17 protein-coding genes are annotated in these 22,744 nt (G+C 72.5%); 13 read left to right on the forward strand and 4 right to left on the reverse strand.

Going from position 1 to position 22,744, the window contains the following annotated elements; all coding sequences use genetic code 11:
- The first annotated feature begins 8 nt into the window (after positions 1–8).
- Complete coding sequence (locus F8279_RS10350; RefSeq protein WP_225853219.1) at positions 9–2,261, forward strand: bifunctional diguanylate cyclase/phosphodiesterase; 2,253 nt, start codon at positions 9–11, stop codon at positions 2,259–2,261.
- 11 nt (positions 2,262–2,272) lie between these two features.
- On the opposite strand, the gene F8279_RS10355 is transcribed toward F8279_RS10350, so the two are convergent.
- Complete coding sequence (locus F8279_RS10355) at positions 2,273–3,298, reverse strand: LacI family DNA-binding transcriptional regulator (protein WP_091419321.1); 1,026 nt, start codon at positions 3,296–3,298, stop codon at positions 2,273–2,275.
- Between the two features lie 349 nt (positions 3,299–3,647).
- On the opposite strand from F8279_RS10355, the gene F8279_RS10360 reads away from it, so the two are divergent.
- From F8279_RS10360 to F8279_RS10385, 6 genes are all read left to right on the forward strand, one after another.
- On the forward strand, positions 3,648–4,931 hold the full coding sequence (locus tag F8279_RS10360; RefSeq protein WP_151499801.1) for an ABC transporter substrate-binding protein: 1,284 nt from the start codon (positions 3,648–3,650) through the stop codon (positions 4,929–4,931).
- 70 nt (positions 4,932–5,001) lie between these two features.
- Positions 5,002–6,009 carry a carbohydrate ABC transporter permease gene (locus F8279_RS10365; RefSeq protein ID WP_151499802.1) on the forward strand — a complete coding sequence of 336 codons (1,008 nt, stop codon included), beginning with the start codon at positions 5,002–5,004 and terminating at the stop codon, positions 6,007–6,009.
- A complete protein-coding gene (locus F8279_RS10370) occupies positions 6,006–6,866 on the forward strand; it encodes a carbohydrate ABC transporter permease (RefSeq protein WP_091419328.1) in 861 nt (286 codons plus the stop codon). Before F8279_RS10365 ends, F8279_RS10370 begins: the two co-directional genes overlap by 4 nt.
- A complete protein-coding gene (locus F8279_RS10375; RefSeq protein ID WP_151499803.1) occupies positions 6,863–9,310 on the forward strand; it encodes a glycoside hydrolase family 2 protein in 2,448 nt (815 codons plus the stop codon). The genes F8279_RS10370 and F8279_RS10375 overlap by 4 nt, the downstream gene beginning before the upstream one ends.
- A gap of 77 nt (positions 9,311–9,387) precedes the next feature.
- Positions 9,388–9,726: a helix-turn-helix transcriptional regulator gene (locus F8279_RS10380; RefSeq protein ID WP_091419334.1), complete on the forward strand. Its 339-nt coding sequence runs from the start codon at positions 9,388–9,390 to the stop codon at positions 9,724–9,726.
- A gap of 50 nt (positions 9,727–9,776) precedes the next feature.
- Positions 9,777–11,417, forward strand: coding sequence for a SulP family inorganic anion transporter (locus F8279_RS10385; protein ID WP_192580672.1), 1,641 nt, complete (start codon positions 9,777–9,779; stop codon positions 11,415–11,417).
- On the opposite strand, the gene F8279_RS10390 is transcribed toward F8279_RS10385, so the two are convergent.
- Complete coding sequence (locus tag F8279_RS10390; protein WP_151499805.1) at positions 11,414–12,088, reverse strand: DUF4386 domain-containing protein; 675 nt, start codon at positions 12,086–12,088, stop codon at positions 11,414–11,416. The genes F8279_RS10385 and F8279_RS10390 overlap by 4 nt on opposite strands.
- An 86-nt stretch (positions 12,089–12,174) precedes the next feature.
- Here F8279_RS10390 and F8279_RS10395 point away from each other — a divergent pair, with 86 nt between their 5' ends.
- The 3 genes from F8279_RS10395 to F8279_RS30250 all read left to right on the forward strand — a co-directional run bounded on the left by F8279_RS10395 (position 12,175) and on the right by F8279_RS30250 (position 14,841).
- Positions 12,175–12,870, forward strand: a complete 696-nt coding sequence (locus F8279_RS10395) for a TetR/AcrR family transcriptional regulator C-terminal domain-containing protein (RefSeq protein WP_151499806.1) — start codon at positions 12,175–12,177, stop codon at positions 12,868–12,870.
- Between the two features lie 241 nt (positions 12,871–13,111).
- Complete coding sequence (locus F8279_RS10400) at positions 13,112–14,506, forward strand: stress response protein (protein WP_091419345.1); 1,395 nt, start codon at positions 13,112–13,114, stop codon at positions 14,504–14,506.
- A gap of 161 nt (positions 14,507–14,667) precedes the next feature.
- On the forward strand, positions 14,668–14,841 hold the full coding sequence (locus F8279_RS30250; protein WP_175438697.1) for a hypothetical protein: 174 nt from the start codon (positions 14,668–14,670) through the stop codon (positions 14,839–14,841).
- Positions 14,842–14,935: 94 nt separating this feature from the next.
- Here F8279_RS30250 and F8279_RS10405 read toward each other — a convergent pair whose 3' ends face one another.
- Positions 14,936–15,658 carry a hypothetical protein gene (locus F8279_RS10405; RefSeq protein WP_225853218.1) on the reverse strand — a complete coding sequence of 241 codons (723 nt, stop codon included), beginning with the start codon at positions 15,656–15,658 and terminating at the stop codon, positions 14,936–14,938.
- 61 nt (positions 15,659–15,719) lie between these two features.
- On the reverse strand, positions 15,720–17,567 hold the full coding sequence (gene ilvD, locus F8279_RS10410) for a dihydroxy-acid dehydratase (RefSeq protein WP_091419348.1): 1,848 nt from the start codon (positions 17,565–17,567) through the stop codon (positions 15,720–15,722).
- 110 nt (positions 17,568–17,677) lie between these two features.
- On the opposite strand from ilvD, the gene F8279_RS10415 reads away from it, so the two are divergent.
- From F8279_RS10415 to ilvN, 3 genes are all read left to right on the forward strand, one after another.
- Entirely contained in the window at positions 17,678–20,125 is a 2,448-nt protein-coding gene (locus F8279_RS10415; RefSeq protein ID WP_151499807.1) for a bifunctional diguanylate cyclase/phosphodiesterase, read from the forward strand.
- Positions 20,126–20,305: 180 nt separating this feature from the next.
- Positions 20,306–22,201, forward strand: coding sequence for an acetolactate synthase large subunit (locus F8279_RS10420; protein ID WP_091419353.1), 1,896 nt, complete (start codon positions 20,306–20,308; stop codon positions 22,199–22,201).
- On the forward strand, positions 22,201–22,716 hold the full coding sequence (gene ilvN, locus F8279_RS10425; RefSeq protein ID WP_013284504.1) for an acetolactate synthase small subunit: 516 nt from the start codon (positions 22,201–22,203) through the stop codon (positions 22,714–22,716). Before F8279_RS10420 ends, ilvN begins: the two co-directional genes overlap by 1 nt.
- The last annotated feature ends 28 nt before the right edge of the window (positions 22,717–22,744 follow it).

A 22,744-nucleotide genomic window follows, 5' to 3' on the forward strand; every position in this document is an offset into this window, starting at 1 on the left:
CGACCGCCGTGACCGTCCCCCCTCCCGCCGTTCCCCGTCGGCGATCGATCCTGCCCGATGTCGCCGTGTCGCTCACCGGCGCGGTCTTCCTCCTCGCCGGCGTCGCCGGTGCCCTGCCCGGCCCGGCCGCCGCCGCGCTCGCCGTCGCCGGAGGCTTCGCCCTCGCCTGCGTCCGGCTAGCCTGGCTGGCCGGAGCCGCCACACCGACCCACATGCCCGCAGCCAACGGGCGGCGGGCGCGCCGGGCCGCCCTGTCCCGCCGGGTCGCCGCCATCCTCGACAGCGCCGTCCTGGTCGCCGGGCTCACCGTCGCGGTGCTGCCACTGAGCGACGCCGCCCACCGGCTGCCGATCGCGCTCGCCGGGCTGTGCCTCACCGGGGCGCTGCACGTGACGGCCCTGCTGCGCCTACCCGGCCGCTCCCGGCTGTCCGGCCCGGAGCTGGTGCGCCGTACCGTCGACGTGCTCGCGCTCGGCGTCAGCCTGGTCTTCGCGGGCTGGATGCTGCTGCCGGGCGGCCCGGTCCCGGCCGTCGCCGGGGTCGCCGCGGCGGGCGGCGCCGCGGTGCTCGCCGTGCTCGCGGTGGCGGCCGCCGCCGAACGCCGCCGCCGGCCGGGTGCCGCGCGCTGCCACGCCGGCGCGGCCCTGACGCTCGGCGGGCTGACACTGCTCGTGGTGTTGCTGGCCTACGGTGCGCCGGACCGGGCGCTGCCGCTCGTCGCGGCGCCGCTGGTGGCCGGGGCGCTGCTCACCGCCGCAGGCGCCCGGCGTACCTCGGGCGGCGAACGGCCGGGCCTGGAGGTGGCGCCGGCCGCCTGGCCCCGCCTCACCGCGCCGGCCGGGATCGCCGCGCTGGCCGCCGGGATCCACCTGGGTACGGCGGGGCAGTTCAGCACCGGCGCGATGGCCCTGGGTCTGACCGTCATTCCGCCGATCATGGTGGGTGAGCTGCTCGCCGCCGCCGACCAGCGCCGCCGGGTGCAACGGCTCGCGGCCCGTGAGGCGTGGTTGCGGCGCCGGCTCGGACCGGACGGTCGGACAGTCGACCCGATGCCGCTGACGCGCGCGGATCTGATCCGGGCGATGGCGGAACGCAGTGGTGGCGCGCTGCTCGTCGTCGACCTGCACGGAATGGGGGGCGCTGTGCCGGAGGGACCGGTGCTCACCGAGGCCGCGCGCCGGCTGCGGGCGGGCTCCGAGACACACGATCTGGTCGCCCGGCTCGGCGACACCGAGTACGCGGTCCTCACCGATGCCGGGCCGGTGCTCGCGTACGCGCTCGGCCTGCGGCTGCTGGCGGCGCTGGGCGAGCCGTATCCCCGGCCCGCCGGCGTCGCCCGGCTGGGGGTGAGCGTCGGGCTGGCCGAGACCAGCGGCGGCGATCCGGAGGACGTGCTGCGGCAGGCGGACCTGGCCCGCCGCCGGGCGGTGCAGCTCGGCCGGGACCGGGTCGAGTGGTACGACGCCTACCTGGAGGAGCAACTGGTCCGGCGCCTGGATCTGGAGCGGGAGCTGCCCGGCGCGGTGGCGCGCGGCGAGCTGGACCTGGTCTACCAGCCGGTGGTGGCGCTCGCCGACCGGATGCCTGTAGGTACGGAGGCGTTGCTGCGCTGGCGCAGCCCGGCGCTGGGCACCGTGCTCCCGGCCGAGTTGCTGCCGGTGGCGGCCGACCTCGACCTGACCGGCGAGATCGGGCGGTGGGTGCTGGACCGGGCCTGCCGGCAGGCCGCCGCGTGGTCGGAGGGCGGCCGTGAGCTGTGGATGGCGGTCAACGTGACGCCGCGCGAGCTGGCCGCGCCGGACTTCGTGGCGCGTACCGCTACCGCGCTGGCCGCGTACGACGTGGCGCCGGAACGGCTGGTGGTGGAGGTGGCCGAGCCGGTGGTGGGCGCGGAGCCCTCCACCGTGGTGGCCCGGCTGGCCGGTCTGCGGTCGATCGGCGTGCGGATCGCGCTCGACGACTTCCGGGCCGAGCACGCCTCGCTCGCGCAGCTCCGCCGGCTGCCGATCGACCTGCTCAAGGTGGGGCCGCACCTGGTCGGCCCGGGCGGGGACGGGCAGCGTCCGTTGATCGACGTGGTGGCGAACCTGGCCGACCGGCTCGGCGTGGAGCTGGTGGTCGAGGGGCTGGAGTCGGAGGGGCAGGTGGCGGGCGCGCGGCGGGCCGGCTGCCGGTACGGCCAGGGCTTCGCGCTGGCCCGCCCGGCGACCGCCGAGCGGGTCGAGGCGTGGTTCGAGGAGTACCCGTCCACGGCTCGGTGAGCTGAACCGGTTCAGCGGGCCGTCGTACGAGGTGGGGCGGTGCTGCCGCGCGGCGTCAGGTGCGCCGTCTCGTCCTGCACGACGGCGGCCGGTTCGCCCGCGATCACGGCCAGGAGCTGCCGGGCGGCGTGCGCGCCGTACGCCGGGATGTCCCGGCCCAGTGCGGTCAGCGGCGGGTGCACCAGGCGGCAGAGCGGTGAGTCGTCCCAGGCCACGATGGACAGGTCGCCGGGTACGGTCAGGCCCATCTCCTGGGCCACGGACAGCCCGGCGATCGCCATCACGTCGTTGTCGTAGATCACCGCGGTGGGGCGGCCGGCGGAGCTGAGCAGCCGGCGGGTGGCCCGCGCGCCCTCCTCGCCTGTGTAGTCGGACCAGACGGTCGTGGCCTCGTCCAGCCCGAGCCGCCGGCACACGCCGGTGAACGCCTCGGTGCGGATCTCGGTGTGCAGCAGCGAGGGCAGCCCGCCGACCCGGGCGATGCGCCGGTGGCCGAGCGCGACCAGGTACTCCACGGTCTCGACCAGGGCCGCCGCGTCGTCGGACCAGACGCTCGCCAGGCCGCCGGTGTGTCCGGGCCCGCCGATCACCACCGCGGGTAGTTGCAGTTCCTCCAGCGCCGGCACCCGCCGGTCGTCGGTGCGCAGGTCGCACACGAGCACGCCGTCCACCCGGCGTTCGGCCCACCACCGCCGGTAGACCGCGATCTCGGCCTCCTGGTCGCTGACCACCTGGAGCGTCAGCGCGTACGAGCGGGCCGACAGTTCGGCCTCGACGCCGCTGATCAGCTCCATGAAGAACGGCTCGATGCCGAGTATCCGCGCGGGGCGGCACAGCGCCAGCCCGACGGCCTTGGCGGTGGCGCCGGACAGCGCGCGGGCGGCGCTGCTCGGACGGAACCCGATCTCGGCGGCGATGGCGAGGATCCGTTGCCGGGTCGCCTCGGAGACGCCGGGCTGCCCGTTGAGGGCGTACGACACCGCGCCCTTGGAGACCCCGGCGCGCCGGGCGACGTCGGCGATGGTCGGCCGCTTCACCGGAGCGTTCCTCCACTGTGTCCGGCCCTCGCGGGCGTTCTCGGTCGCCGGATCACCGGCGTCTGGTGACGCTACTGCACGCCGCGCCGGGCCCGGGTGTCACCGGCCGCGTCGATGGACGACATCCGGCGGCGGTCGCTTGTGCGGTTCAGCTTAGATCGCGGGCCCGTCGGCGTCCGTCGCGAGCGGCCCGGAACGCGGTCGTGAGCGGCGGCGAGGTTACCGGGCGGGCACATCAGTAACCGACCGTTGACAGTCATGAATGGGAACCGTACGGTGGCGTCACTTATCCGGTTCAGTCAACGTCTCTCGATATTCGGGAGCGTTCCCATTCGGCGCGGAGGATGAGATGAGACGGTCCTGGACGCACCTGGCGCGCGTGGCCGCCGTCGGTGCCGTCAGCCTGGTCATGGTCGCCGCCTGCAGCGGCAGGAGCACCACCGGCGGCTCGGACTCGGCCGGTGGTCAGGTCACGCTGAAAATCAACTTCTGGGGCGACTTCGGGCTCCAGGACCTGAAGGCCAGGTACGAGGCCGAGCACCCGAACGTCAAGATCCAGCTCAACTCCGGCGAGTACAACGCCCAGCACGAGGACCTGCAGAAGAAGCTGGTCGCGGGCAACGGAGCGCCGGACATCGCGGCGATCGACGAGGGCTTCATGGTCCAGTTCCGCAGCCAGTCCGACAAGTTCGTCAACCTGCTCGACAAGGGCGCCGGCTCGTACGAGAGCAAGTACCTGCCCTGGAAGTGGAAGCAGTCGCTGTCGGCGGACGGCAAGACGCAGATCGGCCTCGGCACCGACGTCGGCGGCCTGGCCATGTGCTACCGCACCGACCTGTTCAAGGCCGCCGGCCTGCCCACCGGACGCGACCAGGTGTCCGCACTCTGGCCCACCTGGGACAGGTTCATCGAGGTCGGCCAGCAGTACACCGCCACGACCAGGAAGAAGTTCATCGACGCCGGCACCAACCTGTTCAACCCGATCCTCGGCCAGCAGCCGGTCGGGTTCTACGACGAGCAGGACCAGCTCCGGATGGAGCAGGGCCCGAAGGTGGCGTTCGACTACACGGTCAAGGCCGTCGGCGCCGGGCTCTCGGCCAACCTGGTCAGCTTCCAGGCCGACTGGGACAAGGGCTTCACCAGCGGCGCGTTCGCGGTGCTCGCCTGCCCGGCCTGGATGCTCGGCCACATCAAGGACACCGCACCCGGCACCCAGGGCAAGTGGGACATCGCCGCGGTACCCGGTGGCGGCGGCAACTGGGGCGGCTCCTTCCTGACCCTGCCCAAGCAGGGCAAGAACGTCGACGAGGCGTACAAGCTGCTGACCTGGCTGGTCGCGCCGGAACAGCAGATCGAGATCTTCAAGAAGGTCGGCAACCTGCCGTCGCAGCCGGCGCTGTACGCCGACCCGGCCATCGCCGACTTCAAGAACCCGTTCTTCAACGACGCCCCCGTCGGCCAGATCTTCCCCAAGATGGCGCAGGGCCTCACCCCGCAGTACCTGGGCCGCAGGAACGGCCCGACCCGGGTGGCGGTGGAGAACGTGATCCGGCGGGTGGAGAACAAGTCGCTCAAGTCCGACGCCGCCTGGTCCGAGGCGGTCAAGGAGGCCGAGAAGGCCGCCAAGTCCTGACGTGTCAGCGGTGACGGGGCGGCCCGGTCCGCCCCGTCACCGTCCGATCTCCCGGCCCTGGAGCGAACCGATGTCCAGCACCCGTGCCGCGCCGCCCGACCGTCCACCCGCGCGCAGGCGCGGCCGTACCGGAGCAGCCGACCGGCGGATGACCTGGCGCGACCGGCTGTACCGCTTCGACATGCGGTACGTGCCGTACCTGATGATCGCGCCGTTCTTCCTGCTCTTCGTGGTGTTCGGGCTGTTCCCGCTGCTGTTCAACGCGGTCGTGTCGCTGCGCAACTACCGGCTGGACGACCCGACGCTGCCGTACTGGGCCGGCACCGAGAACTTCAGCCGCCTGATCGCCGACGAGGACTTCTGGAACGCCCTGGCCAACACGTTCGGCATCTTCCTGCTCTCCACCGTCCCGCAACTGCTGCTCGCGCTGCTGGTCGCGTCGCTGCTCAACCGCAAGCTGCGGGCGCAGACGTGGTGGCGGGTGGGCGTGCTGCTGCCGTACGTGACACCGATCGTGGCCTCGACGATGGTGTTCAGCGTCTTCTTCTCCCGCGACTTCGGCATGGCCAACTGGGCGCTGGGTCTGCTCGGCATCGGCGGCGCGGACGATCCGATCGACTGGCGGGCGGACAAGCTGCACGCCTGGATCGCCATCGCCACCATGGTCAACTGGAAGTGGATCGGTTACAACGCGCTGCTCTACCTGGCCGCCATGCAGTCCATCCCGCGTGACGTCTACGAGGCCGCGGCGATCGACGGCGCCGGGCCGTGGAAGCAGCTCTGGCGGATCACCGTGCCGATGATCCAGCCGGTGGTCCTGTTCACAGTCATCCTGTCGACCATCGGCGGGTTGCAGCTGTTCACCGAGCCGATGCTGTTCGACCCGAACGCGCAGGCCGCCACCGGCGGGCCGGACGGCGAGTGGCAGACCATCGCCCAGCTCATCTACAAGGTCGGCTGGAAGGACCTCAACCTCGGGTACGCGGCCGCGATGTCCTGGGCGCTGTTCCTGATCATCCTGATCGTGGCCGGCCTCAACTACCTGCTGACCAACCGACTCTCCGGAGGGCGCCGGTGACGACGCGACGTGTGGTGGCCCGCGCGCCACAGGACACCCCGGCCGGGCTCTGGACCTACCTGCTCCTCGCGGTGAGCATGCTGTTCGCCGCGTTCCCGCTCTACTGGATGTTCGTCATCGCCACCAGCGACGACGAGGCGCTGGCGAAGCTGCCACCAGCCGTCGTACCGGGCGACCGGTTCCTCACGAACGTCGACGAGGTCTTCTCCCTCCAGGACGTCTACTTCGCCGCCTCCCTCGTCAACAGCGTCATCGTCTCCGTGGTCGTGACCGCCTCGGTGCTGTTCTTCTGCTCGCTGGCCGGGTTCGCCTTCGCCAAGCTGCGCTTCCGGGGCAGCCGCGCGCTGATGCTGTTCGTGGTGCTCACGCTCACCGTCCCCAACCAGCTCGGCATCGTCGCGCTGTACATCGTGATGGGCAAGCTCGGCTGGAACGGCACGCTGCTCGCGGTTATCGCGCCCGGCCTGGTCACCGCGTTCGGCGTGTTCTACATGCGGCAGTTCATCGTGAACACCGTCCCGGACGAGCTGATTGAGTCGGCCCGGGTCGACGGCGCCACGACCATGCGGGTGTACGCCACGATCGTGCTGCCCGCGATCCGCCCGGCCCTGGCGGTGCTCGGGCTGCTCACGTTCGTGGCCACCTGGAACGACTTCCAGTGGCCGCTGATTACGCTCAGCGGCACCGACTACCCGACGTCGATGGTGGCGGTCTCCGACCTGGCCAGCGGCAACTACGTGATCTACCGGCGGGTGCTCGCGGGCGCGTTCATCGCCACCGTCCCCCTGCTGGTCATGCTGTTCATCGGTGGACGTCAGATCGTCCGCGGAATCATGGAAGGCGCGGTGAAGTCGTGAGCCGTCGAACGCTGCTGCACGAGGGGTGGACGCTGCGGGCCGAGGCCGGTCCGGCGGTGCCGCCGGAGATCGCCGGGGCGGCGGTGCCGGCGACAGTGCCCGGATGCGTGCACACTGATCTGCTCGCGGCGGGCCTCATCCCTGACCCGTACCTGGACGACAACGAGAACCGCCTCACCTGGATCGGCCGCACCGACTGGCTCTACGAGACCACGTTCGACCGGCAGCCCGGCGACGACAACCGGGTCGACCTGGTCTGCGCCGGGCTGGACACGGTCGCCACGATCACGCTCAACGGCGTCGAGATCGGCCGCACCGAGAACCAGCACCGCTCGTACCGCTTCGGCGTCCGCGCGCTGCTGCGCCCGGACACCAACACAGTGGCCGTACGCTTCGACTCCCCGTACCGGTACGCCGAGGCGCACCGGGACCGGCTCGGTGACCGGCCCAACGCGTACCCGGAGCCGTTCCACTTCATCCGCAAGACCGCCTGCAACTTCGGCTGGGACTGGGGACCGACACTCGTCACCGCCGGCATCTGGCAGGAGATCGGCCTGCACGCCTGGTCCACCGCCCGGCTCGCCTCGGTCCGGCCGCTGGTCACGGTGGTCGACGGCACCGGCCGGGTGGAACTGCGCGCCGAGGTCGAGCGGGCCGGCGACGAGCCGCTGACCGTCCGCGCCGCCGTCGCCGGGGTCATCGCCGAGGCCGCCGTACCGGCGGGGAAGCGGACCGCCGTCGTGACGCTCACCGTCGCGGATCCCGCGCTGTGGTGGCCGATCGGGTACGGCGACCAGCCGCTGTACGACCTCGACGTGAGCCTGCACGGCGCCGACGGCCGGGAGCTGGACGCCGCGTCCCGGCGGATCGGGTTCCGCTCGGTACGCCTGGACACCACGCCCGACGCCCACGGCACCCCGTTCACGCTGCACGTCAACGACGTGCCGGTGTTCGTCAAGGGCGTCAACTGGATCCCCGACGACGCGTTCGGAAACCGGGTCACCCGGGAGCGCCTGGCGCAGCGGTTCGCCCAGGCGGCCGGCGCGAACGTCAACCTGCTGCGCGTCTGGGGCGGCGGCCGGTACGAGTCGGACGACTTCTACCGGCTCGCCGACGAGATCGGGTTGCTGGTGCAGCAGGACTTCCTGTTCGCCTGCGCGGCGTACCCGGAGGAGGAGCCGTTCCGCACCGAGGTCGAGGCGGAGGCCCGGGAGCAGGTGACGCGGCTGGCCGGGCACCCCTCGCTGGTGCTGTGGACCGGCAACAACGAGAACATCTGGGGCTGGCACGACTGGGACTGGCAGGAACCCCTGGCCGGGCGCACCTGGGGACGCGGCTACTACCTGGAACTGCTCCCCGCGATCGTCGGCGAGCTGGACCCCACGGTCCCGTACTGGCCGGGTAGCCCCTGGTCCGGCAGCGAGGACGTCCACCCCAACGAGCCGGCGCACGGCACCACGCACATCTGGGACGTGTGGAACACCGACGACTACACCCGCTACCGGGACTACGTGCCCCGGTTCGTGGCCGAGTTCGGCTACCAGGCGCCGCCCGCGTACGCGACGCTGCGCCGGGCCCTCTCCGACGACCCGCTCGCGCACGACTCGCCGGGTATGGCCCACCACCAGAAGGCGGCCGACGGGGACCGCAAGCTCCGGCGCGGGCTGGACGCGCACCTGCCGCCGCCCGCCGACTTCGACGACTGGCACTACCTGACCCAGCTCAACCAGGCCCGCGCCATCCAGCTCGGCGTGGAGCACTTCCGCTCGCACCGGCCGGTCTGCACGGGCACCGTCGTGTGGCAGCTCAACGACTGCTGGCCGGTCACGTCCTGGTCGGCGATCGACGGCGACGGGCGCCGCAAACCCCTGTGGTACGCGCTGCGCCGCGCCTACGCCGACCGGCTGCTCACCGTGCAGCCGCGTGACGGCGGGCTGGCGCTGGTGGCGGTGAACGACACCGCCGACGCGTGGAGCGGGCCGGCCACCGTCACCCGGCTGACGGTCACCGGGGAGCCGAGGGCGAAGACCTCGGTCGACCTCGACGTCCCCGCGTACTCCTCGGTGGTGCTGGCGCTGCCGGCGGAGCTGGCGCGGCCGGACGACGGCCGTGCCGAACTGCTGGTCGCGGACGCCGGGGACGCCGCGGAGCGCGCGCTGTGGTTCTTCGCCGAGGACCGCGACGTGCGGTGGCCGGCGGCGCAGTGGGACGCGACCGTCGAGCCGGCCGACGGCGGCCTGCGGGTCCGGGTGACCGCGCGGACCGTGCTGCGCGACCTGACGCTGTTCCCGGACCGCCTCGACCCGGCCGCGCAGGTGGACCGGGCGCTGGTGACGCTGCTGCCGGGAGAGAGCGCGACGTTCACCGTGCACGCGCCCGGCCCGCTCGACGCCGACGCGCTCACCCGCCGCCCGGTGCTGCGCTGCGTCAACGACCTGGGCTGAGGCGGCCACCTCCATCTCCGTCGATTTGAAGATTTCTGCAAGTGCTAAAGTCTTCAGAGTCGTCGGAGGGGTGGGTCATGTCGGTGCCGCTGTACCAGGCCAAGGCGGAGCTGTTCCGCACCCTCGGGCACCCGGTGCGCATCCGGGTGCTCGAGCTGCTCCAGGACGGGCCGTTGCCGGTCCGCGACCTGCTCGCCGCCATCGACGTGGAGGCGTCCAACCTCTCCCAGCAGCTCGCCGTGCTGCGCCGCGCCGGCATGGTCACCTCGTACCGGGACGGCCCCCTGGTCATGTACGCGCTCAGCACCCCCGACGTGGCCGACCTGCTCGCCGCCGGGCGGCGCATCCTCGGCGCGGTCCTCACCGACCGGGACGCCCTGCTGGACGAACTGCGGGCCTCGGGGACGGACCGGTGAGCGCGGCGGCTGCCGCTCGCGCCGGTGACGTCGTACGGCGGGCGGGCCGGCTGTTCGGCGGGCTGCTGCCCGGCCGGGCCGACTGGGCGGCCGCGCGCCGCTCGCCCCGGCGCGACCTGCTCGCCGGACTCACCGTCGCGGTGGTGGCGCTGCCGCTGGCGCTCGCCTTCGGCGTCACCTCCGGGCTCGGCGCGCAGGCCGGCCTGGTCACCGCCGTCGTCGCCGGGGCAGTCGCGGCGGTTTTCGGCGGCTCGAACCTCCAGGTCTCCGGTCCCACCGGGGCCATGACTGTCGTGCTGGTGCCGGTGGTGCAGCAGTTCGGCGCCGGTGGCGTGCTGATGGTCGGCGCGCTGGCCGGGCTGATCCTGATCGCGCTCGCCCTGGCCCGCCTCGGCCGGTACGTCCGCTACCTGCCGGCCCCGGTCATCGAGGGCTTCACCGCCGGCATCGCCGTGGTGATCGCGCTGCAACAGGTGCCGGCCGCGCTCGGCGTCACCGGCACGCACGGCGAGAAGGTGTGGGCGGTCGCAGCCGACGCGGTCGCCCGGTTCGCCGCGCACCCCCGGCCCGCCGCGATCGCCGTGGCGCTCGGCGTGGCGGCGCTGATGCTGCTCGGCGGCCGGTGGCGCCCCGCCGTGCCGTTCTCCCTGGTCGGGGTGGCCGCCGCGACGCTCCTCGCCGAGCTGGCTCCGATCGACCTGGCCCGGATCGGCGAGCTGCCGCAAGGGCTGCCCGCGCCGTCGCTGGACTTCGTGGACCTCGGCGCGCTGGGCGTACTGCTGCCGAGCGCCCTGGCGGTGGCCGCGCTCGCCGCCCTGGAGAGCCTGCTCTCCGCCACGGTGGCGGACGGCATGACCGTCGGCGAGCGGCACGACCCGGACCGGGAACTGTTCGGTCAGGGCCTGGCCAACCTCGCCTCCCCGGTCTTCGGCGGCATCCCGGCGACCGCCGCCATCGCCCGTACGGCGGTGAACGTGCGCGCCGGGGCGTCCTCGAAGTTGGCCGCGCTCACCCACGCGGTCGCCCTCGCCGCGATCGTGCTCGCCGCCGCCCCGCTGGTCGGCCGCATCCCGCTGGCCGCACTGGCCGGGGTGCTGCTCGCCACCACGGTCCGGATGGTGGAGGCGGCCTCCCTGCTGGCGCTCATGCGGGCCACCCGGGCCGACGCGGTGGTGCTGGTGCTGACGTTCGCCGTCACTGTCATCTGGGATCTGGTGACCGCCGTGGTCGTCGGGCTCGCCGTGGCTGTCGTCCTGGCGCTGCGCGCGGTGGCCCGCAGCGCCAAGCTGGAACAGGTGCCGCTGGACACCGGCGAGCACAGCGCCGAGGAGCACGCGCTGCTCGCCGAGCACATCGTCGCGTACCGGCTGGACGGGCCGCTCTTCTTCGCCGCCGCGCACACGTTCCTGCTGGAGCTGGCCGAGGTGGCCGACGTGCGGGTGGTGATCCTGCGGATGTCCCGCGTCTCCACCATCGACGCCACCGGCGCGCAGGTGCTCGGCGACTCCATCGTCCGGCTGCGGGCTCGGGGGATCACCGTGCTGCTCTCCGGCATCACCCCGGGCCACGACCAGGTGCTCAGCACGCTCGGCGTCGCCGACGAGCTGCGCCGCGAGGGCCTGGTGTTCCCGGACACCCCGGCCGCCATCCGGTACGCCCGGGGTGTCGCCCTCGCCGCGAGCCCCGCCTAGGCTGCGGTCCCTTCGAGTGCCCGCCTGCGCACGCCGAAGACGATCAGGTAGCCGAGGATCCACACCTCGCCCACGGTGGCCGGCACCACCAGCAGGTCACCGGCGATGCCGGCGCCGGGGGCGAGGTACGCGACGAACGTCATGAGCACGTAGCCGACGCCGCCGGCGACGAGGATCCAGCCGAGAGCGCGGGGCAGCCAGCCCGACCGGAGCACGCACCAGCCCATCGGCACCAGCCAGAGGCCGAAGAAGAGGCCGCCCACCTCCCACAGGTTTCCGCTGACGAGGTAGAGCAGCTGGACGGTGTCGGCGTCGCCCGGCCCGCCGGTCGCCACCCCCAGGGCTGTCGCGAGGACGGCGGCGCTGCCGAGGATCGCGACGGCGTTGACGAGTCCGAAGGCGGCGATGCTGCCCGCGGCGGTGCCGTCGACAGTGCGGAACAGGCGGTAGAACCAGACGGCGGTGAACGTCTGGGTGAGGACGACCAGTAGTTCGAGGGCGATGCCGGCGCGGGCCAGCGACTCGTGGGCCACCAGGTTGGCGAGCGTCGTGCCCGCGTCGTCGGCGTCGAAGATCATGGGGCGGACGGTGAGGAACCCCAGAGCGCCGGTGACGGCGAGCCCGAGGTAGAACAGCCCGGTCACGCGGGCGGTACGGATCAACTGGTGCATGGCGGCTCCTCGGGGGTGATCGACGTGCTGTGGCTGAGCTTGCCTTACGTCGTAAGGCCAACCATACGTTGTAAGGTCAAGGGGAGATGGGGAGCCGGATGGAAGCGAGGAAACCTCGGGAGCCGCTGAGCCGCGAGCGAGCCCTCGCCAGCGCGATCGCCCTTGTCGACGCCGAGGGGATGGTGGCGCTCACGATGCGCCGGCTCGCCGCCGAACTCGGCGTCGAGGCCATGTCGCTCTACCACCACCTGCCCGGCAAGGCCGGGCTGCTCGACGGCCTCGTGGACGCCGTCGCCGCGGAGATCACCTCAGCCGCCGAGCAGGCCGAGGCGGACGCGCCCGGCGTCGACTGGCGAACCCGGCTGCGACTGCGCTTCCTCGCCGCGCGCACGGTCATGCTGCGGCACCCGTGGGCCCCGGCGCTGCTCAGCTCCCGCCCGACCGTCCCCGCCGGGGTGTACGCCTACTACGACGGGATCCTCGCCACCCTCGTCGACGGCGGCTTCTCGTACCGGATCGCCCACCGGGCGCTGCACGCCTTCGGCAGCCTGGCGCTCGGCTTCGCGCAGGAGGTGTTCCGGCCGGACGCGGGCGGGGAGGCGGACGCGGAGGCCGCGATGGTGGCGCTGGCCGAACGACTGCCGCACCTGGCCGCGATGGTCGCCGCCGAGACCCACGACGCGACGGATCCGGCGCTCGGGTGGTGCGACAGCCAGACCGAGTTCGAGTTCACCCTCGACCTGCTCTTCGACGGCCTGGAACGACACCGGTCCAGCGCCTGAACCCCGTTGGGGCAGCACCGGGAAGGGCTGCGCCATTCGCAGTCAGGTATCGGACTTGAGAGCCGACGAAAGCCGAACTGATGACATGGCCTATCCGTCCGGCATTCGGTTTCGACCGGGACGGATCGCTCGACATCCGACTGGTCAGCTCTTTCCGGTCGTACGCGCCAATTGTCGCGCCGCTTTCCGGCCGGGCTCGCGAGTAACTTCTCGTACCACCGCATTCACGAGGAGTCACTTTATGTCTGAGGAAACCTGGCTCGCGGCCCGCCTGATTCCCACTTCCGGGATCAACGGCGCGGACGAGCAGGAACGCCGGGCGACATCCGCCCTGCTGGCGGTGATGAGCGCGGTCCGGGAGTTCGGACGTGTCCTGACCCAGTCCGTCGGCGCACCGGCCGGAGTGGTGCAGACCTTCATCGAGGTTCCCTTCAAACTCGGAAATCAGCAGCTCTTCCCGGACGGTCTCATCCGCGTCACCAGGGGGCAGCGCCAGTGGACCGCACTCCTGGAGGTGAAGACCGGCAGCAACCCGCTGCGGTCCGAGCAGTTGGAGGCCTATCTGGACATCGCACGGGAACAGGGATTCGACGCCCTCATCACGATCTCCAACGAGATAGCCCCCGTCCCGGGCCAGCACCCGACGACCGTCGATCGGCGAAAACTACGCAAGGTCGCCCTGTACCACCTGCCCTGGACGGAGATCCTCACCCAGGCGGTGATCCAGAAGGAGTACCGCGGCGTCGCAGACCCGGATCAGGCATGGGTTCTGGGCGAGCTGATCCGATACCTCGAACACCCGCGCTCGGGCGCTCTTGAGTTCAGCGACATGGGGCCGGCGTGGGTGCAGGTTCGGGATGGGGTGTCGGCCGGGACACTACGGACGGGCGACGGTGCGGCAGCGCAGGTCGCCGGACGCTTCGACGCCCTGATCCGTTACGCATGCCTCCGACTCGGTCGACAGCTCGGCACCGACGTGACTCCCGCGCTGAGCCGCCGCGACCTCGCCGATCCGGCCGCGCGCACCCAGTCGCTCGCCAACCAACTCGCCAGTGCCGGCACCCTGACCGGCAGCATCCGGATCCCGGGTGCGGTCGGCCACCTTCACGTCACGGCCGACCTGCGGGCAGGGCAGATCGTCTGCCATGTCGATGTCGACGCCCCACGGTCTGGCCGACCGACCACGCGGGTGAACTGGCTGGTCCGTCAACTGAAGGACGCCCCGGACACAGTCCGGATCGAGGCATTCGCCATGCACGCCCGAGGCGGCGGCGCCACGGATCTCCTCCGCCAGGTCCGCGCCGAGCCGACGACGCTCATCAGCGATCCCACGCGCGAACTGCGGGCATTCCGCATCGCCCAGAGCACGGCCGCGGGAACCAAGCGTGGCAGCGGCCGTGGTGCCTTCATCGACTCCGTGCTGCACGCCGTCGACGGCTTCTACGAGCAGATCATCCAGAACCTCAAGCCGTGGATGCCCGCGCCGCCCCGGTTGCGTACGCCGGAGGACGTGATCCCCGTACAGCCGGTCGCCTCCAGCCTCGTCTCCACCGCCATCTCCTCCCAGGACAGCCCCGAGTTCGACACCCAGGGAACGCCCGGCGGATCTGGTTCCTCGGACAGCTCCGGCGAGTGATGCCGCCGATCCGCCCGTAGTGGGGGCGGCCGGCTGGACCCCGGCCCGGCCGGGCCTGCTCGACGACTTGAAGAATGTTCGGCCCTGACGGACAGTCGCGGCGTCGCTCGACGGCCCGCGGCCGAGCGGTTCGGGCGGCGCCGGGCGGGTACCAGCACGGCATGACTGATCCGGTTGAGCTTTCCGAACTGCACGCCGGAGGCGCCGACCCCGACGACGTCACCCCGGACGAGCCGCACGCGGACCTGGACGGCACCGACGAGAACTCACCGGCGGAGTTCGGCCTGCCGACAGACGGCACCGCCCCGGCCGGGGAGGACCCGGCCCAGTCCTGACGCGCCGCTGCGCCGTGAGTGGAACGTCATGGGTGTCTACGGCACCGTTTGACACCCATGATGTTCCACCCGACGGTTGTGAGGGCCGAGAGCGCTAGTTGGGCAGGGCGGCGAGACCGGCCAGCAGTTCCCACCGCTCGGCCTCGGTGAGCACCGCGTACGCCGGTTCGTCGCGGCGGTCGGTGTCCGCCTCGATCGCCGTGCGTTCCGGGCCGTCCGGCAGCGCGCGGATCTCGTCGGCGGTCAGCCCGGCGGCCCGCCACGCGGCCCGGTGCGCGTCCGCGCGGTGGTGGCGCAGCGAGCCCAGCCGGGTGACGAGCAGCAGCGCCGGGGAGGCGCCCTCCGGCTCGTACGGCGGGGACATCGCCCGGAACGCCGGCCCGCCGGTGGCCTGCGCGTGCGTCAGCACCCGGCCGACCAGGTCGGCGAGGCGGGGCACGACGCTCAGACCGGGCAGCGCGTCGGGCAGCATGGTCCACAGTTCCTCGGCGGCCTCGCCGGTGGCCCGCTGGGCGAACAGTGTCAGCTCGCGGCCGAGGTCGGTGAGGTGCCAGGCGCCCTCGGCGTCCCGGACGACGATGCCCTGCTCCAGCTCCTCGTCCATGCTTCCGGAGGTGTAGATCAGGCCGTCGGCCAGCGCCTCGGCCGGGATCGGCCGGGCCAGCACACCGGAGAAGAAGCTGTTCTCCGCGCCGAGTGTGCAGCCCCGCTCGGCGTAGAACGCCTCCATCCGGGCGCGGGCTCCCCAGCGGGCACCCACGTAGACCCGGTCGATCGCCGGCCTTACGAGTCGCGCGTAGCTCACCGTCGTCTCCACGCCGCCGGACCCTACCGGCGGCGGGCGACGCGCGGGGCCCCGTAGCAGGGCCCCGCGCTGCTCACTCCGGGACGCGGCGGTAGGCGCCGTCGCTGGCCGAGGTCGCCATCGACGCGTACGCGCGCAGCGCCGCCGACACCGGACGCTGCCGGTCGACCGGGGTGTACGGGCGGTCCCGCTTCTCCTCGGCCACCCGGCGTGCCTCCAGCTCGTCGGCGGGCACGTTCAGCTCGATCGACCGGCCCGGGATGTCGATGACGATCTCGTCGCCGTCTCGCACCAGCGCGATCAGCCCGCCGGAGGCAGCCTCCGGGGAGACGTGCCCGATGGACAGGCCGGAGGTGCCGCCGGAGAACCGGCCATCGGTCAGCAGTGCGCAGGAACGGCCCAGCCCGCGGCCCTTGAGGAACGAGGTGGGGTAGAGCATCTCCTGCATGCCGGGACCGCCCTTCGGGCCCTCGTACCGGATCACCACCACGTCCCCGGCGACGATCTCCTTGGCGAGGATCGCGGTCACCGCGTCGTCCTGCGACTCGTAGACCTTGGCCGGGCCGCGGAACGTCAGGCACTCCTCGGGCACGCCGGCGGTCTTCACCACGCAGCCGGCCGGCGCGAGGTTGCCGTGCAGGATGGCCAGGCCGCCGTCCGCGCTGTACGCGTTCTCCCGGTCCCGGATGCAGCCGCCGGCCGCGTCGGTGTCCAGCGACGACCAGCGGTTGGTGGTGGAGAACGGCTCGGTGGTGCGCACCCCGCCCGGCGCGGCGTGGAACAGCTCGACCGCCTCCCGCGTGGCCGAGCCGCTCCGGACGTCCCAGTCGGCCAGCCACTTGTCGAGGCTGGGGGAGTGCACCGCGCGCACGTCGCGGTGCAGCAGCCCGGCGCGGTCCAGTTCACCGAGGATGGCCGGGATGCCGCCGGCCCGGTGCACGTCCTCCATGTGGTAGTTCGGCGAGTTCGGGGCGACCTTGGCCAGGCACGGCACCCGGCGCGAGATCGCGTCGATGTCGGCGACGCCGAAGTCCAGCTCCGCCTCGCGGGCGGCGGCGAGCAGGTGCAGCACGGTGTTCGTGGAGCCGCCCATCGCCACGTCGAGGGCGACCGCGTTCTCGAACGCCTCCCGGCCGGCGATCGAGCGCGGCAGCACCGAGGCGTCGTCGTTGGCGTACCACTGCTTGGCGATCTCGACGACGGTGCGCCCGGCCTCGACGAACAGCGACCGCCGCGCGGCGTGGGTGGCGAGCGTCGACCCGTTGCCGGGCAGCGCCAGGCCGATGGCCTCGGTGAGGCAGTTCATCGAGTTGGCGGTGAACATGCCGGAGCAGGAGCCGCAGGTCGGGCACGCGGAGCGCTCGATCTCGCCGAGCTGGTCGTCGGTGACCGCCTCGTTCGAGGAGGCGATCATGGCGTCGATCAGGTCGATCTTGGAGTGCACGACGCCCTCGATCGCCACCGTCTTGCCGGCCTCCATCGGGCCGCCGGAGACGAAGACGGTCGGGATGTTGAGCCGCAGCGCGGCCAGCAGCATGCCCGGGGTGATCTTGTCGCAGTTGGAGATGCAGACCAGGGCGTCCGCGCAGTGCGCGTTGACCATGTACTCCACCGCGTCGGCGATCAGCTCCCGGCTGGGCAGGGAGTAGAGCATGCCGCCGTGGCCCATGGCGATGCCGTCGTCCACGGCGATCGTGTTGAACTCCCGGCCGACGCCGCCGGCCTCGGCCACCGCGTCGGCGACCAGGCCACCGAGGTCCTTGAGGTGGACGTGACCGGGTACGAACTGGGTGAAACTGTTCGCGATGGCGACGATCGGCTTGCCGAAGTCGTCGTCGGTCATCCCGGTGGCCCGCCACAGGGCACGGGCGCCGGCCATCGTCCGACCGTGGGTGGAGGTCCTCGACCGCAGCTCAGGCATGACAACCAGTCTGACACCATCCGCGCGGCGATCCTCCGGCCCGCACCCTGTGTCCCAACAGTTGCACACCCGGTGCCCCACGGGAGGCGCTCATCCGGCAGAGTTGACGCGTGCAGTCGTCCCCGGGGATGGTCACCGTCGCGGTGTTGAGCGGGATCGCCGCGGCCGGTGCCGCCGTGCTGCTCGCCGCGTCGGTGCGGCGCCGCACCGGCCCCCGCCGGCCGGCCCACCTGCTGCTCGCGGTCGCCGCCGGTGCCGCCCTGTTCAGCCTCCTGGTCGGTCTCGGCGGACTGCTGGCAGCCGGCGACCACTGGGCGCACCGGCAGGGCCAGCGGACCGGGTGGGCGGTCCTCGTCTCCGTCGGTACGACGCTCGCGGCGCTCGGCCTCGGCGCCGCCGTCCTGCGGCTGCCCGGCGCCGCCGCGACCCGGGCCGCCACCGCCCGGCTGCTGCTCGACGGCCTGATCATGGGCAGCGCGCTCTGGTTCGTCGGCTGGGTGGCGTTCAGCGAGCCGACCCGGCTGCTCGGCGACGCCACCCCGGTCGCCTGCCTGCCGATCGTGCTGGCCACCGTCAGCGCGGCGCTCACCACCGGGCTCACGATGATCGTCGTGCTGCGGGTCGCGCCGCCGCGCGGGTGGCTGACGCTGCTCGCCGCCGGCGCGATAGCGGTGACGGCCGGCGGGCTGGCCGTGTCCGCCGGGCTCTGCCAGGCCGGCCCGGGCATGGTGGTCACCGGCGCGGTGCTGACCGCCGCCGGTCTGCTGGCCACCGCCGTGGCCGGGCGCCGGGCCGACCTGACGCAGCTCGACGTCGACTTCATCCGCCGCGACGGCGAGTACGCCTTCGTGCCGATGTTCGCCATGGCGGCATCCGCGATGTACCACCTGGTGCAGGGCGGCGGGTTCGACGGGTACGCCATCGTGGCCGGCACCGTCGAGGGGTTCGCCCTGGTGACCCGGCAGTACCTGGCCCTCAACGACGTGCGCGGCTACGCCGTCCGGCTCGCCGAGCGGGAGGCGCACTTCCGCGAGCTGGCGCACACCGACCCGCTGACCGGGCTGGCGAACCGGCGCGGACTGCTGCGTGCCCTGCACCGCAGTGCCGAGGCGGGCGTGCCGTGCGTGCTGCTCGGGCTCGACCTCGACGGCTTCAAGAACGTCAACGACATGCGCGGGCACGACGTCGGCGACGCGGTGCTGGTCGAGGTGGGGCGGCGGCTGCGGGGCAACCTGCGCCCGGGTGACCTGGCCGCCCGGCTCGGCGGCGACGAGTTCGCGGTGCTGATGCACGGGGCGGCCGACCCCGGTCCGGTCGCCGACCGCCTGCTCGGGGTGCTCGGCCGGCCGTACGAGCAGGGGGACGGGCCGGTCTTCCTGTCGGTGAGCATCGGAGTGGCCGCCGGGCACGGTGAACAGGACGTCGAGCTGCTGCTGCGCTACGCCGACCTGGCGCTGCGGTACGCCAAGCAGCGGGGCAAGAACCGCATCGAGCGCTACGACGCCACGTACGACCAGTTGCTGAGCCGGCGTACCCGGATGGAGCACGAGCTGCGCGGCGCGATCGAGCGGGACGAGCTGCGGCTGGTCTTCCAGCCGGTGGCCTCGCTGCCGTCGGTGCGGCCGGTCGGCGCGGAGGCGCTGCTGCGCTGGCGGCACCCGGAGCTGGGCAACGTCCGGCCGGACGAGTTCATCCCGCTCGCCGAGGAGTGCGGGATGATCGCCAAGCTCGGCGCGTGGGTGCTGCACCAGGCCTGCTACCAGCTCTCCCGCTGGCTGGCCGACGGGCACGACGTCTGGGTGTCGGTGAACGTCTCGCCGCGAGAGCTGCACGCTCCGGAGTACGTGGTCCAGGTCGCCGACGCGCTGCGCGCGCACCACGTGCCGCCGCAGCGGCTGGTGCTGGAGGTGACCGAGCACGCGGTCGCCACCGACCTGGACGAGCTGATCCGGCGGCTCACCGCGCTGCGGCTGACCGGCGTCCGGATCGCGCTTGACGACTTCGGCGCCGGCTACTCGTCCCTCGGCCAGCTCCGGCGGCTGCCGATCGACATTCTCAAGATCGACCACAGTCTGGTCGCCGAGCACGAGCCGGTGCGGCCGGTCGGTCGGGACGGCCCGGCGTTCGCCCCGATGGTCGACATCGTCATGCGCCTGGGTCACCAGCTCGGGCTGGAGGTGATCGCCGAGGGCGTCACCAACCCGACCGAGCTGGCCGCCGTGGTGGCCGCCGGGTGCCGGTTCGGCCAGGGCGCGCTGTTCGGCTGGGGCGTACCGGCCGAGCACCTGGAGGCGATGCTGGAGGCGGCGACGGCGCCCGGCAACCGGCACACCGCGATGCCGCCGGCGCCCCCGCCCGCGCCGGCGCGCGCCCCGTCGCCGCTGCTGCCCCGGCTGCGCAACAATCCGCCCGCCGCGGTGCCCGCCCAGCGTCCCCCGATGGAGGGATCTTCGCAGGTGGCGCCGGGTGTGGAGGGGTTGCCGGTGACCGACACGCCCACGTCCGTGAACCAAAATGTGGGATCAGTTGACTCATCGCGTGAGATGCGTCAGGCTTAGCCGCATGTCGTCGAACCGGTCGCCGCGAGTACTTACCTGAGCGCACTCTCCCACCGAGAGTGCGCTGGCCCCGTGCATCCTGCACGTGGGCTTTTTTGTTGCCGTCGGACCATCGCCGGGACCTCCCCGTCCCATCCTGAGAAGCGCGTCACCCACTCACTTCCGAAGGCTTGAACCGCCATGACGAGACCCACGCCAGAGACCCTCGCCCACTCCGCCCGCCGTGCCCGTTCCGGCACCGGCGCGGCCGGTGACTCCGACCCCGCCGCCCGCCCCGGCCGTACCGCCGCGGCGGCCACCACCACCGAGACGCCCGTACGGGAGCCCGCCACCGCGCAGGTCTCGGGCGCCGGTTCGCTCGTGCGGTCGCTCGAGGCGCTCGGCGTCGACGTGGTCTTCGGCATTCCGGGCGGCGCGATCCTGCCCGCCTACGACCCGCTCTACGACTCCACCGTCCGGCACATCCTGGTCCGGCACGAGCAGGGCGCCGGGCACGCGGCCACCGGTTACGCGCAGGCGACCGGCCGGGTCGGCGTCTGCATCGCCACCTCCGGGCCGGGCGCGACGAACCTGGTGACCCCGATCGCGGACGCGTACATGGACTCGGTCCCGATGGTGGCGATCACCGGGCAGGTGGCCCGGCCGTCGATCGGCACCGACGCCTTCCAAGAGGCGGACATCCAGGGCATCACGCTGCCCATCACGAAGCACAACTTCCTGGTGCAGACCGCCGACGAGATCCCGCGCGTGCTGGCCGAGGCGTTCCACCTGGCGGCGACCGGCCGGCCCGGCCCGGTGCTGGTCGACATCCCGAAGGACGTGCTCCAGGCGCCGGCCACCTTCTCCTGGCCGCCCACGCTCGACCTGCCCGGCTACCGGCCCACGCTGCACCCGCACGGCAAGCAGATCCGCGAGGCGGCCCGGCTGATGACCTCGGCCCGCCGTCCGGTCCTCTACGTCGGCGGCGGCGTGCTCAAGGCCGGCGCCACCGAGGGGCTGCGCAAGCTGGCCGAGCAGACCGGCATCCCGGTGGTCACCACGCTGATGGCGCTGGGCGCGTTCCCCGACTCGCACCGCCAGCACCTGGGCATGCCCGGCATGCACGGCACCGTCGCCGCGGTCTACGGCCTGCAGAAGGCCGACCTGATCGTGGCGCTGGGCGCCCGCTTCGACGACCGGGTGACCGGCAAGCTCGACTCGTTCGCGCCCGACGCGACAGTGGTGCACGCCGACATCGACCCGGCCGAGATCGGCAAGAACCGGCACGCCGACGTCCCGATCGTGGGTGACGCGCGGCACGTGATCGACGAGCTGATCGCGGCCGTCACCGCCGAGCAGGCCGCGCACCCGTCGGTGGACCTGACCGACTGGTGGGCCCAGCTCGACGACCTGCGCGAGCGCTACCCGCTCGGCTTCGAGGAGCCGGCCGACGGCACGCTCTCCCCGCAGTACGTGATCAAGCGGCTGGGCGAGATCGCCGGCCCGGACGCGGTCTACGTGGCGGGCGTCGGCCAGCACCAGATGTGGGCCAGCCAGTTCATCTCGTACGAGAAGCCGCACACCTGGCTCAACTCCGGTGGCCTGGGCACCATGGGTTACGCCGTCCCGGCCGCGATGGGCGCCAAGGTCGGCAAGCCGGACACCACGGTGTGGGCGGTCGACGGCGACGGCTGCTTCCAGATGACCAACCAGGAGCTGGCCACCTGCGCGCTGGAGGGTATCCCGATCAAGGTCGCCGTGATCAACAACGGCAACCTCGGCATGGTCCGGCAGTGGCAGACGCTGTTCTACGGGGAGCGCTACTCCAACACCGAGCTGGGCACGCACAAGCACCGCATCCCGGACTTCGTCAAGCTCGCCGAGGCGCTCGGCTGCGTCGGACTGCGCTGCGAGAACGCCGCCGACGTGGACAAGACCATCGAGGCGGCCATGGCGATCAACGACGCGCCGGTGGTCGTCGACTTCGTGGTCGGCAAGGACGCGATGGTCTGGCCGATGGTCGCCGCCGGCACCAGCAACGACGAGATCATGTTCGCCAGGGGTGTGCGCCCCGCGTTCGACGAGGACGAACTCTAATGACTATGCACACGCTGTCCGTGCTGGTGGAGAACAAGCCGGGTGTCCTCGCCCGGGTGTCCGGGCTGTTCTCCCGGCGCGGGTTCAACATCGACAGCCTCGCCGTGGGCGAGACCGAGAACCCGGACGTCTCCCGCATCACCATCGTGGTCAACGCCGAGTCCTCGCCGCTGGAGCAGGTGACCAAGCAGCTCAACAAGCTGGTCAACGTACTCAAGATCGTGGAGCTGGACCCGCAGGTGTCGGTGGCGCGCGAGCTGCTGCTGGTCAAGGTCCGCGCGGACCGCGCGGCCCGCGCCCAGGTGCTGGAGACGGTCGGCCTGTTCCGCGCCCGGGTGGTCGACGTCGCGCCGGACACGCTGACCATCGAGGCCACCGGCACGCCGGACAAGCTCGACGCGCTGCTGCGCGACCTGGAGCCGTTCGGCATCAAGGAGATGGTCCAGTCCGGCACCGTGGCCATCGGGCGTGGTTCGCGGGCCATCACCGCCGGCCCGGCCCTGCGCGCCGCCTGATCCGTACCCACAAGTTTTTCGACGGGCC

Source organism: Micromonospora sp. AMSO1212t, assembly GCF_008868145.1.
Lineage (GTDB): Bacteria > Actinomycetota > Actinomycetes > Mycobacteriales > Micromonosporaceae > Micromonospora > Micromonospora tulbaghiae.

Excerpts from the sequence above, each read along its gene's own strand:
- F8279_RS10395 (WP_151499806.1), top strand. The coding sequence starts at position 12,175 with ATGGGGAGCCGGATGGAAGCGAGGAAACCTCGGGAGCCGCTGAGCCGC.
- F8279_RS10365 (WP_151499802.1), top strand. The coding sequence starts at position 5,002 with ATGTCCAGCACCCGTGCCGCGCCGCCCGACCGTCCACCCGCGCGCAGG.
- F8279_RS10360 (WP_151499801.1), top strand. The coding sequence starts at position 3,648 with ATGAGACGGTCCTGGACGCACCTGGCGCGCGTGGCCGCCGTCGGTGCC.
- F8279_RS10420 (WP_091419353.1), top strand. The coding sequence starts at position 20,306 with ATGACGAGACCCACGCCAGAGACCCTCGCCCACTCCGCCCGCCGTGCC.
- F8279_RS10390 (WP_151499805.1), bottom strand. The coding sequence starts at position 12,088 with ATGCACCAGTTGATCCGTACCGCCCGCGTGACCGGGCTGTTCTACCTC.
- F8279_RS10380 (WP_091419334.1), top strand. The coding sequence starts at position 9,388 with ATGTCGGTGCCGCTGTACCAGGCCAAGGCGGAGCTGTTCCGCACCCTC.
- F8279_RS30250 (WP_175438697.1), top strand. The coding sequence starts at position 14,668 with ATGACTGATCCGGTTGAGCTTTCCGAACTGCACGCCGGAGGCGCCGAC.
- ilvN (WP_013284504.1), top strand. The coding sequence starts at position 22,201 with ATGACTATGCACACGCTGTCCGTGCTGGTGGAGAACAAGCCGGGTGTC.
- ilvD (WP_091419348.1), bottom strand. The coding sequence starts at position 17,567 with ATGCCTGAGCTGCGGTCGAGGACCTCCACCCACGGTCGGACGATGGCC.
- F8279_RS10400 (WP_091419345.1), top strand. The coding sequence starts at position 13,112 with ATGTCTGAGGAAACCTGGCTCGCGGCCCGCCTGATTCCCACTTCCGGG.